15 protein-coding genes are annotated in these 15,248 nt (G+C 39.7%); 4 read left to right on the top strand and 11 right to left on the bottom strand.

Annotated features, from left to right (window positions below):
- Positions 1 to 38: 38 nt before the first annotated feature.
- The 7 genes from ABIX36_RS19230 to ABIX36_RS19200 form a co-directional block, all read right to left on the bottom strand.
- On the bottom strand, positions 39 to 371 hold the full coding sequence (locus ABIX36_RS19230; protein WP_348083792.1) for a hypothetical protein: 333 nt from the start codon (positions 369 to 371) through the stop codon (positions 39 to 41).
- A 46-nt stretch (positions 372 to 417) separates the two neighbouring features.
- Positions 418 to 1,455, bottom strand: coding sequence for a DUF932 domain-containing protein (locus tag ABIX36_RS19225; protein ID WP_348083791.1), 1,038 nt, complete (start codon positions 1,453 to 1,455; stop codon positions 418 to 420).
- 4 nt (positions 1,456 to 1,459) lie between these two features.
- Positions 1,460 to 1,627 (bottom strand): hypothetical protein, encoded by a 168-nt coding sequence (locus ABIX36_RS19220; protein ID WP_348083790.1) that lies wholly within the window; start codon positions 1,625 to 1,627, stop codon positions 1,460 to 1,462.
- Positions 1,628 to 1,631: 4 nt separating this feature from the next.
- Entirely contained in the window at positions 1,632 to 1,760 is a 129-nt protein-coding gene (locus tag ABIX36_RS19215) for a hypothetical protein (RefSeq protein ID WP_348083789.1), read from the bottom strand.
- A 77-nt stretch (positions 1,761 to 1,837) separates the two neighbouring features.
- Positions 1,838 to 2,404 carry a hypothetical protein gene (locus ABIX36_RS19210; RefSeq protein WP_348083788.1) on the bottom strand — a complete coding sequence of 189 codons (567 nt, stop codon included), beginning with the start codon at positions 2,402 to 2,404 and terminating at the stop codon, positions 1,838 to 1,840.
- A 670-nt stretch (positions 2,405 to 3,074) separates the two neighbouring features.
- Complete coding sequence (locus ABIX36_RS19205) at positions 3,075 to 4,025, bottom strand: hypothetical protein (RefSeq protein ID WP_348083787.1); 951 nt, start codon at positions 4,023 to 4,025, stop codon at positions 3,075 to 3,077.
- A gap of 11 nt (positions 4,026 to 4,036) precedes the next feature.
- Complete coding sequence (locus ABIX36_RS19200; RefSeq protein WP_348083786.1) at positions 4,037 to 4,357, bottom strand: hypothetical protein; 321 nt, start codon at positions 4,355 to 4,357, stop codon at positions 4,037 to 4,039.
- Positions 4,358 to 4,496: 139 nt separating this feature from the next.
- Here ABIX36_RS19200 and ABIX36_RS19195 point away from each other — a divergent pair, with 139 nt between their 5' ends.
- From ABIX36_RS19195 to ABIX36_RS19185, 3 genes are read left to right on the top strand one after another with little or no spacing between them, the layout of a single operon-like run.
- Positions 4,497 to 5,360 (top strand): hypothetical protein, encoded by an 864-nt coding sequence (locus tag ABIX36_RS19195; protein ID WP_348083785.1) that lies wholly within the window; start codon positions 4,497 to 4,499, stop codon positions 5,358 to 5,360.
- Positions 5,361 to 5,387: 27 nt separating this feature from the next.
- On the top strand, positions 5,388 to 7,133 hold the full coding sequence (locus ABIX36_RS19190) for a DUF6035 family protein (RefSeq protein ID WP_348083784.1): 1,746 nt from the start codon (positions 5,388 to 5,390) through the stop codon (positions 7,131 to 7,133).
- Between the two features lie 10 nt (positions 7,134 to 7,143).
- Entirely contained in the window at positions 7,144 to 8,463 is a 1,320-nt protein-coding gene (locus ABIX36_RS19185) for a PIN domain-containing protein (RefSeq protein WP_348083783.1), read from the top strand.
- A gap of 29 nt (positions 8,464 to 8,492) precedes the next feature.
- On the opposite strand, the gene ABIX36_RS19180 is transcribed toward ABIX36_RS19185, so the two are convergent.
- Entirely contained in the window at positions 8,493 to 10,355 is a 1,863-nt protein-coding gene (locus ABIX36_RS19180; RefSeq protein WP_348083782.1) for an ATP-binding protein, read from the bottom strand.
- Between the two features lie 180 nt (positions 10,356 to 10,535).
- Here ABIX36_RS19180 and ABIX36_RS19175 point away from each other — a divergent pair, with 180 nt between their 5' ends.
- On the top strand, positions 10,536 to 12,641 hold the full coding sequence (locus tag ABIX36_RS19175) for a hypothetical protein (protein WP_348083781.1): 2,106 nt from the start codon (positions 10,536 to 10,538) through the stop codon (positions 12,639 to 12,641).
- 22 nt (positions 12,642 to 12,663) lie between these two features.
- On the opposite strand, the gene ABIX36_RS19170 is transcribed toward ABIX36_RS19175, so the two are convergent.
- From ABIX36_RS19170 to traM, 3 genes are all read right to left on the bottom strand, one after another.
- Complete coding sequence (locus ABIX36_RS19170; protein ID WP_348083780.1) at positions 12,664 to 12,837, bottom strand: histone H1; 174 nt, start codon at positions 12,835 to 12,837, stop codon at positions 12,664 to 12,666.
- Positions 12,838 to 12,902: 65 nt separating this feature from the next.
- On the bottom strand, positions 12,903 to 14,177 hold the full coding sequence (locus tag ABIX36_RS19165) for a hypothetical protein (protein WP_348083779.1): 1,275 nt from the start codon (positions 14,175 to 14,177) through the stop codon (positions 12,903 to 12,905).
- Positions 14,178 to 14,181: 4 nt separating this feature from the next.
- Positions 14,182 to 15,243: a conjugative transposon protein TraM gene (traM, locus tag ABIX36_RS19160; RefSeq protein ID WP_348083778.1), complete on the bottom strand. Its 1,062-nt coding sequence runs from the start codon at positions 15,241 to 15,243 to the stop codon at positions 14,182 to 14,184.
- Between the last annotated feature and the right edge of the window lie 5 nt (positions 15,244 to 15,248).

Here is a 15,248-nt window from a genome sequence, read left to right as displayed (position 1 = left end):
GAAAAAACATCCTTTCCCGGTGATCTTTTAGCAACCTCTTATCTTTTGACTGGCCCCTTTTGCAGCGGAATCACTGGTCCCTTTTGTAGCGGAATCACTGGTATACTATGGAGCGGAATATCCAGGTTACTGCTTTTCTCTAAATTCTTGCCATACCGTTTTACTGTCGCACTTACCTGCTCGGCAAGGTTTAACCATTGATGATAGCTTAAAAACGGGTTGCTCCAGTTGGCAATTAATTCATCTTTGTCATGGGCTATTTTTTCGGCCATACTCTGTAAATATTTCAAGAACTCGGGAATTTCCTCTTTGAATAAATCGAATATGATCTTGGCTTTATCTATGTTGGTTAACTGCTCTATCGTTTTCATGCTTTTAGAATTAATGTGATAAAAGGGGATTTCTCCCCCGTGGTAATTAATTAAAAAACAAACCGCTTGCCCCGTTCTTGGCGAAGTCATTACATAAATTAAATGCAGTTTGCGCCCTGTTAAAGCCTGTTCCATACATAATAGATTTGAATTTGGCTTCATCATCCTTGAAATTGCGAACATTCTGAAAATAACCCGTAACGGCATTATAAGCCCCGAAAACCGTTCCTTTGGTGGTTTCCTCCTGTTGGGTCGGGCTGGTCATCGCATAGTCAAATATGCTGCTCACCATGTTATTAAAATGACTGCTTAGTTCCTGCTCTTTTCCGTGTTTCAGGTTGTCGAAAACTTCCTTGTTCGGCACCATCGCCAATTGTATCAGTCTTTTTAATTGCGGGTCAGTTATGCGTACCCTTGACCATCTGTTATAAATGGCTTCCAGTTCTACCGATAACTGGTTACTGATACCCAGCATTTTGTAGGCTTCTTTCAATTTATCACTTGCGCTCGTGGTGTGGCGTATCTTAATGCAGTTGGTTTGGTTGCGCAAAGCGGCGTTTAAGGTATTGCGACAAACTACTCTTACGGGCGTAAAAGCAATACTGATACTGCCTGTACCGTCATGAGATGAGGTTAAAAACAAATACTTCTCAATACAATCATTACGCCCCACACGGATATAATCAGGTAACTTAGCCGTAATAAAAATAACTTCACCTTTGCCCAAAGCCCCGGCAGTTTCGTACAAAATCCCTCCTTTACCATCTACAATGTTATCAAAGAAACTGAACGCTTCTGTATTCTGCACCACCTCATAATCGCTCCCTATTTTATCACCTAAAACCGCCTCGTTATCCGTGCGGAAAGTAAAGTAACTGTTATCGGATACGATGTTTACACCGCTTGGCAGTTGGTGAATATTTGGGCGTTTCATCACCTCAAAATTTAGCCCCGCATGTTCCAATGCTTCTGCGCTGGTCGGGTACTGCTCTATGATCTGCCCCAAATTGTGCCATGCTTTTTCCTTTACGCTGAAAAAGCTATGTTTCTGTGTCTGTTCGTTATAATTAATGTCGTGTGCCATGATGTTAAGATTTTAATTTGTAGTCCATAAATTTGAGTTCGTGTATCTTCACCTTTTTGGTGTCGCTAATATTACAGGTCGCTGTTTGCTGTATTTCTGTAATAGCCTCATGCACATTCTTGTGCGTGGTTTGTATGGTTGCTTTAACCAATAAAAAAACAGTATCGTACATAACTTTATGGATTATAGGAATTAATAAACTCTGCCAGTTCGTACTGGTATTGTGCGGGTTGCTCGCTTGCTAACTGTTGTGCATAACCATCCCAAAATATTTGGTTGGTTAGTTCGATAAATAATTCTAACATTGCGTTAAATTTTAAGATTAGAAAATGTCTTAAACAACGCCCCCTGTAGTTTCATTACAAGGGGCGTTTCCATTTAATTATTGCGGAATAACTATACCCGCTTCGATTTCAGCCAGTTTATCCACGCACATATTGTTTACCAACTGCGCTACTGTCCAGATAATAGTAGGGTTCTTCGTTTCAAATTTCCTGTTGCGGTCGTCTGTAAGGGTTAGCGTACAGCCCGTATAATAATTGGTATCGGCACTATCTGCTTCATCCCGTAATTCCACTTCAAAATCATCTAAGTTTTTAATGGTCTCCTGTAGCTTGCCACGTTGTTTAGCCTTGCGGTGCATTTCCTCAATGAATTTTAAAGTACCCTCTAAATTCAGCACGAACTTTTTGGGTTCTTCTTTCAACTCTGCCGGCTTGGCTTGCTCCGCTTTTGGGGTTTCGGGTTTTACCTCCACGTTTGGTGCTTCCGTTTTAACCTCGGCATTGGATGCTTCAGGTTTGGCAGTTTCAGGCTGTGGCTTCGCCGAATCTTTATTAACGGGATTACCTGCCACAAACTGCGGGCTCTTGTTCTCGGCAGTTACCGGGTTATTGTTGTTTTTTACTTCACTGTTGTTTTTTCCGCTTTCAATTACTGTAGTTTTCATGATTTTGATTTTTAAATTTTTACCGTTCTTTTTTTTACTCTTCGTGTTAAGGTTTTTAGTTTCCATTTCCTTAAGTGGTGGGCTTCTCCCGGTTGCTGTGTCCATCTTGCTTAATTATTTATAAAGTCAGTCGGCAGAGCCTCCTGGCTTTTTGATAAGCAACCTCACCTGAACACAAGCCCTTTGTAAGGCAAGACTTTGCGAAAAAAAATACGCTCGCGAGGTACGAGCGAGGAAGATTTTTTTTCAGCAAACCCGCAGGGCCTGGTCTTGATGTCAAAGGGCTTGTTCAGAAATTTGCTACCAAAAAGCCTGGGGGAACTTTATGAAGGGAGCTAAAAGGAGATGTAAAGTGGTCGCAAAAAGTCCGGGTGCGGGCGACCCTGCGCATCGCGCGGTGGCGGCAGTGTCCGGTCTTTTAAAACGCAGTGAAGCGGCTGACGAGGAACGAGGAAGCGGCTGGAACTGCTGGCCTATCTCCACTCAGTGCACATTTCGCGCCCAAACCTTTTTTGGGGCATAAACAGACGTGCAGCCGGGAAAGCCAGCTTTGGGAGTTGGGTTTTGAACTGAGTTGGTTCCAGCATGAAAATGGAACATGCAGTGTTTGCGACAGGATAGAACAAACTGAATTATAACATGCTATTCAATCCAAGCTATTTAACTTATCCTACCGGCGAAAACTCAAGCCAATTCTGTCATTGTCAATATAAATATTAGTGGTTTGATCTATAGTATCAAATACAAAGGGACGGGTGTTGTTAGAAATTCCGTTTTGAGCATATGAAAAAATATCTCTCGGCAAGATTAAAGCTGGCCTGTAGTAATCGAATATTTCGTGATGCCAAAACGGAATAAATGGAAAATCTCCTTTAAAGTATTGAGAAAAATTACGGTTTGATAAGTCAACCTCATAGAATTGTTCGCCCTGAAATTCAACCGTCCTAAAATAAAACAATTTCTCGTTGAGAAATAATGATAGTCCGCGATAGTAATCTCTTGTTAAACCATTTAATAGCTCAACATCGAAAGGAATGTTATCGTTAAAGGGATCATGATACTTACATTTTACATTGTGGTACAAATCGTAAGAAACAGATGCGATGGTATAATTTACTGGTATCCCTCCAGTTTGTGATTGTGCTTTGTGATCGTTCATATTTCCCGAGCTGCCGGAAAATCCCTTTGCTTCGATAGCAAATGTCGCATTAGGTGTAAAAGCGAGCAAGTCCGGCCGCCTCACCTGCCTACGGCCCACACTTAGCGGGATGTGCTTTAACCGCATAGCGGCTTCGTAATTAACAGTAAAAATACTGTGGTCTATACGTTTAGATAAAAAATCGGCAATGGCTCTACCAGCAAGATTAGAGAATTGCCCTTTTTCTGTCGGGTCAGATAACTCTATCGGTGGTTCAGAAAACCGATCGTTATTGAATGCCCCTGATCGTGTATAATAACTATAATGAAGAAACATAGCGACACTTCGAAGCAGTTTGCGGGGAGCAGGGGCATAACCCTGTCCCGCTATAGCCAAATGCTTAGCGAAAGCCAATCGCGACATGTGGTGAATTTGGTTAGTTACTACACCATGAGTATTTTTGTATTCTACCGATATGTTCATAGAGTAGACAGTTATTTACTGACGGTAAACGTATCAAAGTCATCGCTGAAATGAACCAATAAGATTTCAGTGAAGCGACCGATGTAATAACCATTCGCAGCTTTATCTACGTCATTGCTTTTCCATTTGGATGCAATTATTTCCAAAACATCTTTCTCGACATTAAATTTCATAATCGCTCTATCAGCCCATTGTTCAGGGCTATGAGTAAGATATTCTGTTCCGCTTTCTCCTTTAGTTATTTCCCAGGTCTTTAATGTTTCATCTTTAACATGATCAAAAATTTTCTTTTTCAGGGCGGCACCTGTGGTGGTTGGTATTGTTATTTTCATAATGATATGGGTTTATTGTGGTGTTGCAATATAATATATTTGGATTAACTGGCATCGCTTAGACATTACATGATTTTTTTAATAATATTTAACGCGTTTATATCAGGTCGATTCGCATTTACCTATATTAGCTTATCCTATGCAACCTGACCATAATTACACATCTGTTTTTCTATACGAATATGCAAGCCGTGTGTGGCATAGAATACACTTTGCAAGGGAAAGAAATCAACGCATCAGTGAAACGACTGTTACAGAAAACCTTATTTTTGATTTTTGGTACAAGAACAAAAACGGAAATGCTGCCATTGAAATCTACGAAGCCAAAGATGAAAAACGGCACGGCAATGACCTGGAAATATTTATAGAAACCCGCCGGGGATATTTATTAATGGCCTGTCAGGCCAAAATCCTAAATAAACAAAACAAATACCCTAACATCAGCCATAAAGTAGGCGATATATATCAAATAGACCTTTTGTTGGAGTACGCTAAAAACAAGGGCGGTTTAGCCAGCTATTTGTTTTACAACTACACTTTTGATCATGACACACTAGACCGGCTCGAAGCCACTGGTAAATACAAACATGCCCAATTTGGATTAACCGCCTGCAACGCGGAATTGATTAAACTTAAATTTTTTAAGCCTGGGGCAAACGCATTAGGTAAACAGCGGGTAAAAATCCCGAAATTTGAAGATATACATCCCTTACATGGTTTCCCCTTGCCAGAAATGATACGCATTTTGAGGGATGAAACTGCACTTGATACCATAGAGGAACTCGCTAATTATATTGACATACCCATAACCTATTATGCTAAAAAGGAAATCACTGGGGACTACCATTGGGAGCCTCTCGTAGCACCTTCAAAAATTAGCGGAATAACAGCAAGAACAAAAACATTCTCTCCTCAAAATCAATTAAAACCCGGTTTTAATCCTAAGTACAGAATAGTTCTGCCCATAAATAAACAAAGTTATCGGCTGTACTCTGTTTCCTGATACGGATAACCAGCCAACATTAAAAAGTTGAATCAAGCCATTGAAATGAGCAACCTAAGAACGATAGGAACTATTCTTAACCTCACCACAGGTGAGCAAATCGAGGTGGCAGACCTGTTCATAGATCAGCATTTCAGGGAAGATGAAATATTTCAGCTACGCACCAAAATTGAAAAAGACCTGCAAAATGATACCGTAGAATTGGTTTGCATCTATTGTAAGCAGCCTGTCGCAATCCGAGGACGTTCAGATCAGGATCAGGCCAAACATTTCTTCTTTCAGCACACCTATAAAAGCAGGTGGTGCATCATTAAAACCGGTGTGCGGTTAACTGAAGAACAAGTACGTTGTGTAAAATATAACGGTGAAAAAGAAAGCATACTGCATGATAAATTAAAACGATTGATCGCTTATTATGCTCAACAAGATAAAGACACTTCGGTAGTAAGGATCGATCAGGTTTATAAAGACCGGGCTATTTCTGACAAATGGCGAAAGCCAGATGTTTTGGTCTTTCATAAATTGGGCAAAATAGCTTTTGAGCTTCAGCTTTCCACCACATTTCTTTCAGTAATTGTAGGCCGGACAATATTCTATCAGAATAGAGGTATCTTCCTGATCTGGGTTTTCCCCAACTTCTCCTTAATTTCTGATCAACAGAAATTTACGCAAAAGGATGTATTTTATAATAACCGTCTGAATGTCTACGTCTTTGATGCCGATTCCCAAGCGAAATCAAGAGAGTACGGTAAACTAATGCTGACCTGCTTTTACCGTGAGTACTATTTACATGGAGAAGAAATATTAAACAAGTGGAGTAAAGCCACTATTGAGCTAAAAGACCTGGTTTTTAAAAATGATACCACAGAAGTTTATTTTTATGATGCGGACAAAGCCAAGGCGGCGCTTGAACTGGAAATTAAACAAATCAAGGCAGAACGCAGTAAAGCACAACGGCAATTACGAATTGACAATTCCGTTGATAATGTCGCTTACTTTTTAAAACAGGTCTATAAAAAAGATTGGCTTAAATATCAGGAAGAAGAATCGCCATTCGACCTGGTCAATGATCCCATTATTGTTGAAGCCCTTGATAAAAGACTAAAATTCACCGGCGAAAATGCCTTTGTGGTTAAGAAGCTGTTTTATGAGCGAAAAAAGCCAGGTTTTTTAAAGTTACTATGCAGCGAAGATTGCATTTTAATTGATACCGCGTTGCTTAATGAGGGTGATAAAACAGTGTTTCAGGAACTTCTGGAAATAGAAAATGCTGACCAATTTAAATTATACCTAAGTTTCCTTTTCCGCAAAGGTTATAAGATGACTGAGGAAGATCGCAGCACATTGCAAAGCATATATGACCACAACTATTTTAATCAAACAGAAAGTGAACGTGCCAATATTGAACGCTGGGCCTACGCCAAATTATACACGCTATTAAGTCTAAAGAACTTAGCTTTTGATTTAAAATCTATTCACAGGTTTTTATATGGCATCCTTTCTTTAAAACATCGCACCATCATTGGTTATAACTATGACAGTATGAAACGCCTGGCACACAAAATGTTAGAAAAATACCCGGAATATGGCTCCATGTATATTTCTGCCATTAAAAGCTTCGGCCACTATGACGAATTGATAGCCGATGATACAAGCAGAAAACTGAAACCCAAAATGGAACTTTTCAGCGGGCCGGACAGCTCAAAACAGTCCTGGGAGCAAAACCAGTTGATATTTGATATCTTTCCGGAATTAATGATACCTCATTTATAAATTATCAAATATGGAACTGGTCTGCAGAAACCTATTTATAGACACTCAATACTTTGTCAATAAATCATTTGATTTCAAAAGTAAGGAATTGCTTTCTCTGATCGAGTTAGCTCAAAACGACTTTATTACAGTTTATTTAACTGATATAACCGAACAGGAAATCAAAAAAAAAATTAAAGATGTGGTAAGTGTTGCTTATGAGAAGATTAATCTCAGCGACGCCAGAATACTAAAATACATTCCTGCATTCACCAATTTTTTAAAGGAATCGCCCGAAGCGAAATCAACCGAATACTTACGGGATACATTTGAACAATTCAAATCAGACTGCAAGATTGAAATAATCTCTTCGGATCAGATCAAGCTTAAAGAAATATTTAAAAGCTATTGTCTGAATGAACCGCCGTTTAATAGCCAGCCTGGAAAGAACCGGAAAAGTGAGTTCCCGGATGCATTTGCGTTGGCTACTATAAATCAGTGGGTTAATTCTACTAATCAGAAAACTTACGTGATATCCGGCGATTCAGACTGGAAAACATATATCAGCCAAACCGTTAGAAAGACAGCGGATATAAAAGCAGAAAAGCGGCTTTTTGATCTGGAAGATATGTCGGAATTGTTAAACACCATTATCAGGCATGAAAAATCATTAGAAGATATTACAGCTTTCGCAGATAACTTGGTCGACACTAACAAAGAAATTATCCAGCAATATATCGCAGAGAAGTTAAAATGGTGCGGATACGATGGTGTTTCCATGGAAGAAGAGGTTGATATCACCGATGTGCATATCTTATTTGTGGAAATAGCAGAAAGAGATATTATATCGGTTGACCGCGAAGGAGCCACTTATCATATCACGCTAAATGTCCACGCCGTTTTCAATTATGATGTTACACAATACGGGCCTTACGACAATGAAGATAAACGCTACCTTGGTATAGAATATATCAATCTTTATCAGCACCACATTTTCGACCTTTCAGTTGATGTGGAATTTAGCTTCGCGGATGCCATCCCGTTAAATTTTGAAATCGAATCAGCGGATATTCCGGCTGATATTGAAATTGACTATGACGAAGGCGAGTATATTGAATTAGCAGAATGGGTGAAAGAACTTCGTGTTATGGTTAATGGTGTTATCGACGGAAAAAAAACAGAAGATGGCCGGGGATTTCAGGAATTTACAAACATCGCACACGCCAGAAAATACTTCCCCGAACTTGATATTTACAAGTCTTCAGGTAACTTCACAGAAGCTTTTGGTAACAAAATTTCAGAACCACTCCGTTTTGAAACAGGTTTATCATACTTTCTACCTAAAGACTGATAAGTTCATCGGCCTATGATTATTTGCTATCATCTATTGGCCTTTAACTCTTCTTTTAATAAATTTAAAAAGGTTGAATTCCTTACTTCTGCATCTTTAAGGAAGGCATCAAACGATAATACATATAAACCTACCGGAATTTCAGTTTTGGTTTCGAGATCCATAATAATCGGCTGCTCTTTATAAAAGACTGTGCCACAGGAAAATAATTCAATATATTTATCTTCTAACAACGAAACCTTGAACTCATCATCAAAATCAACAATTCCATAAAACCAAATACGTTGAATTTTATCCGGGTAATGTTGTAATAATTTACGGGCACGTTGCCTTAACTGACTGGTAACTTCCTCTTTTTTTGCCAGTCCCAAACCGAGTTTTTTTAACTCGACGATAACTACGTCAACTTTTTTTCCCTCTGTTGGATCATTCGAAAATATGATTGCAATATCGGGGCGTTTAATATTCTTTTCCTTATCCTCGCTATCAAGTGTTAAAGTATCAAGTACTTCGCCCATATCCTTTTCGCTCAATATCGTGGTATAGGACATATATTTATCATCAAGTAACCAGGCGTTATTGGTAAATAAATCATTGTGAAAAGTATCCTTTGATAATTTTGATCGCTGAGGCACAATCAGATTATGAATATCTGCTTCGCTATTATTTTTATCAACCTTTTTTAACTTTTCAATGATGACGTTTCGATATAACACATATTCAGTTAATACCCTTGAAGATAGTTCTAAAGATTTTTGATACACCTCGTCGGTAATATCAGATGCTTCAAGTACTTCCTTTTGGGCATTAAAAAACTTTTTTTGGGCTAACTCTAAAGATTGATTCCGATCTATGAGGCCAACAGAGTTTTCTTCAAAAAATCCGTTGAGATGCGGGTAGCGTTCTACCAATGAAGATGTAGTTTTTGAATTTGCTTCCTGAATTGCCGGGATTTTCTCATTTAGAATTTCGGCAATCTTCTCGCCGAATATTTTTTTGATCGAACGTATCTCGGATTCATCCATATTTAACTCCTGCCTGGATGCATTGACTTTTCCGGTGAATAAATTGGAATAAAGCAGAAAAATGATGTCATGGCCTTTAGGAATACCTCCTTTTGATAATACCTCTACTGGAAGTGTCCTGCCATCTACGCATAACGCCGTGATGGTTGAGGATTCCATGTTTTCATTTTTTTGAACAGAATAATAAAGATTGAATTTTTCAAAAAGATCCAAGCCTTCTGCATCAAAAGTAGTTAACTCTAAATCAGGTATCTGACTTACAATGATTTCCTTTTTATCAGTATAAAAATCGTATTGGGTATTTGGTTCCTTTGTAGTCAGACTAACGGTGATTTTCAAATCTTTGTTATCTACTTTATAGCTATAAAAAAGCGGATAGAAGTGTGTGAGGATTGATTTCTTTATAGCAGCCGGTTTAACATAATCGTAAGACCGTATTTTTTCTTTACTGTATTGTTTAAAAATGAGTTTTGTTGCATCGGGTTGACCTATAGCGTCCACAACCTCATTTTCACCGTCGAATGTTCCTGTAAGTTCAAATGTTCGTTTTTTATTCTCAAAAACACTTGTTATCTCCACCTTCTTGAAATAATTTATATAAACGAGCCGGCCAACACCTTTATGGTCTTTTTCTTCAATTTCAAGCAAGTTGGAGAACTTTTCAAAGTTTCTATCTCTGAAACCCCTTCCATTATCTGTGATTTCTACACTAAAGGTTTCGGGCTTACCAAAAGCTTCAATTTTTATATGGACATCAATCTCGGTCGCTTCCGCATCAATAGCATTGGCAATCGCTTCATAATAAACCATTTCCAGTGAAGGATTCGGAAAGAAAAATTTGACTGCATTGCCGAGGTTTATTTTCATAGATAGTTAAAAAATGCTTTTTGAGTTTATATCAAGCAGAATTTTAAAAGTAAAAAAAGTTGACGATATTTTACTAAAAAATGTAGCATTTATCCAAATGTACAGATTGTTTTAGGTACTTTTAAATATTATAGCTCCAAAGGTAAATATAGCGTAGTACCTTCTCTAATTCATTATAAAATGAAAACAAACCTCATCATATTAAGCACAGATTCAGTGGACCGTTATGGTTGCCGGATCATGATAACTGCATTAGAAATGATGTTAAAGGATCGGATGACCGAAGGAATACCTATGCTTTTTGGGCATGATCAGCATAAACCTATAGGCTGGGGAAAGCCCTTTGCTCTTTACCTTGAACCCAATTTAACAAGGTTATTGGCTTATCAGAACATTCCGACAACAAAGGAAGAGGAAAGCTTAGTTTTAAAGAATCACAACATATTCCGTTCAAATGAATATTTCAATTCGTCCAAGGAACACCTTGAACCATTCGCCGCTATCTTAAAGAAAGTTGGAATTGAAGGTGTATCTATCACAAATATCAGCTGCACAACGGCCAACAAGGAAGATATAGCCAGAAATTTATACCCATATCTATTTAATAAAGAGTACCGGGATGAACTTGTACCTTTTTCGGTCTTATTTGAACACTTCGACTATTTAGGACAAGGTGTTTTTAAAGATAAGAAATCTGAACTGACCGTATTTGCGCATCATTATTTTAGGCGCTCGGAATCAGTCCATAATACAATTAATGCCATTTTTCTGGATGAACTTATTAAGCTAAAAGGAGAGACTAATTTAGATCTTTATCTGAGAATAGAACCAAGCCAGTTGGGGTATGCACCCTCGTTTAAAGAATATTTAGAACTTGAATATCAGTGGGGGCCAAAATATACCGATGAGATAGAAGCTATCAAAGAAGGATTAGCCCGTCATGATTGTGATAAGTTTGAAAAAGCTTATTATGGGTTTAGCCGTAGTGAGTTTTTGTGGGAATGGGATAAAAAGAAACAAAAGTTTTCCTTTCAAATGGAAGAATTGATGGATGAAGAGGCGCCGACAAATAAAGATCATTTTAACTGCCGGTATATTCATACCGTTTATGATAAAGAATCCGGAGGCTTTGAACATTTTGATGGCGCAATCCGCACCTATGATACTTATGAAATGATTGAACGGCTGGAGAAAGATTTCAAATCTTACGGCAAACAGTCAGCCTATACCAAACTATTTAAGATCAACGGCCAACTTCAGTTAGGCACATGGAAGCTTTTGGTAACACTTTTTCTCAGAGGTAATCCTATTATTTATGAATATTTCGGCTTGAAGAAAGAGATAGAGGCTTTAAAAGCTCAGCCATCCGAACCACTAACCATTAAAGAAAAACTGGTTCCCTACCACATGGAGCCTACAGATGGCTTACGGCTTTTGATCTCTTATTTTAATATTCCGACAGACCTAAGTCATGGCAGGTTTATCCATTCTTTTGATATAGCGGAAGATACCACTAAGACTTACCGTTGCATTGATTATTACTTTCTTGAATTTAAAAAAGCGCTGATGCGACTTGGCGAAGACATCGAAATCCCGTCCGATGTTTTGCTAATCAAAAGCATGGATAATTATTGGAACATACCATTAATTATGCATCACGGCGAACACTCTTGGGAACTTTTCAATAAAACTGTGGAAGCGCTAAAGCTTTTGTTTGGCCATATGCTTGGACAAAAAGTAGATATGAATATATCTGTAACGCTCGGAATCGTTGCCAATGGAAAAATAACCCAGGTTTCAGCTTATGGAAATATCCATCACTTAAACGAATGGATAAACGATTATCTGCCATTTCCAGACAATAACGATGAATTTTCAACCTGGCTTATCAGGCAAAGGAGTTATCTTGAAAAATTCCCATACAAGCCAGATAGGCCCTTGATGTCTGAAATTATACAAATGGATGGTGTTTTGTATGCAAAAAGATCTATTGTTACGTCCAAATATGAATTCCAGGAAGATCCAAACGGGGTATTTGGCTGGTCGATTGATTTTGTGGGCGATGAAATAAAAGCGATTGAAGAATCGGGCTTAGACATTGTTCCTGCGATGCAAGTTACCAGTAGCGTATGCTCTGATACCGGAGAGGATTATTTTAAATCTGGAAGGTCAAAATGGTTAGATAATGATCTCCGACATGTTGACATTACGGGGTATGCGCCGATGCTGCTACATTGGGCGATACCCAAAGGAAAATATCGATATTCCGAAGAAAAAAAAGCCTGACCGTTTCCGGCCAGGCTTTTGACTAAGCGTTTTTCTTTTCAGTAACTTCCTTACGAATATCCGAAGCGGTCACCTTCAATTGCTGCATAGCATTCCGTAAACGCGTTCCTGCGGCTTTGTTGCCTTTTTCGTAAAATGCCGCTGCTTCTTTCTCTGCTGAAGCTACTAACTCTTTCAATGCTGTGAATTTTTCCATTGTATTATAATTTTATGATGATTAATAACTGACTGACTGATACCTACAAAGGCATTTATTTTCTGTTATCTCCTTACTCCCTGGCTTTCGGCCAACTCCGGTTCCTTGCCTTTACCTTGAGCTATGGATTTATCAACCGCTGGCTCCTTTAAAAACTGCTCCCTTTTCTCTGGCTTCCCGTTTTCTGCATACATATTCAACTGGCTGTAACGCGGTACGGCTTCCACATACAATTTGATGGGCTGGCCATCTTTTTCCGTGGTGATCAGGGGGCGGCCACCGTTCCGTAAAGCCGCGTCAAGCAATACGGCTTTAGCCGGGTCTTCCATTTCCTTGATCTTGTATTTCTCCAACACTGTTTCCAAATGGAAACCATAAGAGGGATCGTGGTACTGGTTGGTACTGAAGTTATTATTACGCTCTTTCCCTTTATCAAAGTCAAGCTTTACCCAGGCTTTGTAAGGCTCACCGCCTAAATTCATCATATCATCACGATAAACCGCGCGGCCCTGTACCAAATTAGAAGCCTGCTCCGCCGAAAAGCCCTTACCACGTTCGATCCAAAAAATTTGGTTAACCGGCTTGGCATAAAAAGTCCGGTTGAAGTCCTTGTCCACATAATTAACTTTGTCCTTTTCCATCGTGGCAACCATCGTTTTATGCGCAGCATCTTTACCAATGGCCAATTCGCTGGTACCCTTTTGCTCCTTAAAGAAAGCGATGGCTTCGCCGACATTTTCAAACTTTTTTGAATAGTTCTTGCCGGGCTCGTCGGGGTTAGGAGAGATCACCAAGTATTTCTGCCCTTCCTCCAGCGGCTTGCCCATATTATGCGCCGCCTCAAACTTGTTAAAGTAATAGAAATCGGACTGGCCGGATTGTTTGAAAGAAAGTGTCAAGTCAACCTGCCCCTTCGTTGCGGGCAAAGTGTCATGCAGCTTAAAATCGGGCACATCCTTTTTCATGTTTTCTTCCATTTGTGCAATAAGCTTATCCTTGAAGCCTAATGCTTTCATCTGCTCTTTGAGATCTTCTAAATTGTTTAAATTCATATCTGTCTTATTTATGGTTAATGGATTTGATCGTTTTAGGTCTTCCAGCATCTGATCTGCGTGCCGGTAATAAATAGGGTAGTCTGCGTCTCCCGGCAGGTAATTGTTTCCCGCCGCATCGTCCAGGTAGTCAAGCGCCTCACCGATAGTTTCAAACAAAGTCAACTGGTGTGGCTGTAATTCCATCTCCTGCGGCCGCAGTTCAAATACAACATGAGGTAAGCCAACGTCCTGCGCATCTTCCAGGATGCCAATGATCGTTTCCGCGTATTTTGTTTCCAACCGCATGACCTTACTTCTTATTATTGCGCAGTAATAGCACCGTGTAATTCTTCAGCTTGATCCTGATCTTCTTAACCTTTTTACCTAATAGACCTTTAGCTGCTGTGATACCCGCCGTTGCCGCCTGCGTTGTTAGGGATTGATCCATGCTTAAAAACTGCATATTCTCTAATGCGCTATTCGCGCCTCCTCCGGCGGCCTCGCTTAATTCCGCTTCCGGCGCATTGATCCCGACCAGGCCATCTAAGGAAAACACGGTTAAACTAACCGGGATGATCGCCGTACCTAAGCGGATATTGATAATTTCCAATAAGAGCCGTTGGTTGGTAACAGAACACAAACCCGATAATGCCTGTCCTTTTGGTATTAAAAGGCCATTCAACCGGATCGTATCTTTCAGCCTCAAATTGACCACACCACCGGGCGCTACTTTCTGGTTGCCATCAATATAAGCGGGAATCGCCTTAAAGGCTGTGTCTTTTACATTTGGCAGGTTAATCTGCTTTTTGTCGCTGGCCAAAGATGGATTTTGTATCTGCATGATCTTGTCCAGCATTGTACTTAGCTGCTTCATTTCCGGGTCTTCGGTATTACCGTGTTGCTTTTGCTTCAGTAATTTTTCCATGCGGTCTAAATCAGGGTTACCGCTACCAGAATAGCTGTCCGCAAATTGTGGCGTAGTAGTTGGATGACTGATCTGCCGGTTAATTTCCGCGAGGCGTTGATTGATCTTTACCTCGTTAACCTGCGCATTATTAGCCGGTGCCGCTTTACTTAAACCCGCTTTCGCGGTGTCCCAACCTAAAGCGGCAAAAGCATTATTGCTGTTACCTGAACGGGCCGACGCGGAATCCCGCCCTGCCTTATCGTATAAGGCCATTTTGTCGGGCGATTTCCCGTCTTTTAACTGTGCGCCCGGTAAGCTGGTGTTGATACCATTGCTTACCTGTTGATGGTCGCCTGTTACTCCCTTACCGCCACCCAAAGCGTAAAACCCCAATGCCAGGAATGGCAGGATCAATAAGGGAAGCAATAACAGGAACATCCGTTTGTTTTTTTCTTCGTTCTTCATTTGCT

This window comes from Mucilaginibacter sp. (assembly GCF_039925265.1).
Lineage (GTDB): Bacteria > Bacteroidota > Bacteroidia > Sphingobacteriales > Sphingobacteriaceae > Mucilaginibacter.
Note: the sequence above shows the minus strand (reverse complement) of the source record. Positions and strands in the feature narration are given on the sequence as shown.

What these genes read in the sequence shown, in the direction of transcription:
- ABIX36_RS19230 (WP_348083792.1), bottom strand. Translation starts at nt 371, where the DNA reads ATGAAAACGATAGAGCAGTTAACCAACATAGATAAAGCCAAGATCATA.
- ABIX36_RS19225 (WP_348083791.1), bottom strand. Translation starts at nt 1,455, where the DNA reads ATGGCACACGACATTAATTATAACGAACAGACACAGAAACATAGCTTT.
- ABIX36_RS19220 (WP_348083790.1), bottom strand. Translation starts at nt 1,627, where the DNA reads ATGTACGATACTGTTTTTTTATTGGTTAAAGCAACCATACAAACCACG.
- ABIX36_RS19215 (WP_348083789.1), bottom strand. Translation starts at nt 1,760, where the DNA reads ATGTTAGAATTATTTATCGAACTAACCAACCAAATATTTTGGGATGGT.
- ABIX36_RS19210 (WP_348083788.1), bottom strand. Translation starts at nt 2,404, where the DNA reads ATGAAAACTACAGTAATTGAAAGCGGAAAAAACAACAGTGAAGTAAAA.
- ABIX36_RS19205 (WP_348083787.1), bottom strand. Translation starts at nt 4,025, where the DNA reads ATGAACATATCGGTAGAATACAAAAATACTCATGGTGTAGTAACTAAC.
- ABIX36_RS19200 (WP_348083786.1), bottom strand. Translation starts at nt 4,357, where the DNA reads ATGAAAATAACAATACCAACCACCACAGGTGCCGCCCTGAAAAAGAAA.
- ABIX36_RS19195 (WP_348083785.1), top strand. Translation starts at nt 4,497, where the DNA reads ATGCAACCTGACCATAATTACACATCTGTTTTTCTATACGAATATGCA.
- ABIX36_RS19185 (WP_348083783.1), top strand. Translation starts at nt 7,144, where the DNA reads ATGGAACTGGTCTGCAGAAACCTATTTATAGACACTCAATACTTTGTC.
- ABIX36_RS19180 (WP_348083782.1), bottom strand. Translation starts at nt 10,355, where the DNA reads ATGAAAATAAACCTCGGCAATGCAGTCAAATTTTTCTTTCCGAATCCT.
- ABIX36_RS19175 (WP_348083781.1), top strand. Translation starts at nt 10,536, where the DNA reads ATGAAAACAAACCTCATCATATTAAGCACAGATTCAGTGGACCGTTAT.
- ABIX36_RS19170 (WP_348083780.1), bottom strand. Translation starts at nt 12,837, where the DNA reads ATGGAAAAATTCACAGCATTGAAAGAGTTAGTAGCTTCAGCAGAGAAA.
- ABIX36_RS19165 (WP_348083779.1), bottom strand. Translation starts at nt 14,177, where the DNA reads ATGCGGTTGGAAACAAAATACGCGGAAACGATCATTGGCATCCTGGAA.
- traM (WP_348083778.1), bottom strand. Translation starts at nt 15,243, where the DNA reads ATGAAGAACGAAGAAAAAAACAAACGGATGTTCCTGTTATTGCTTCCC.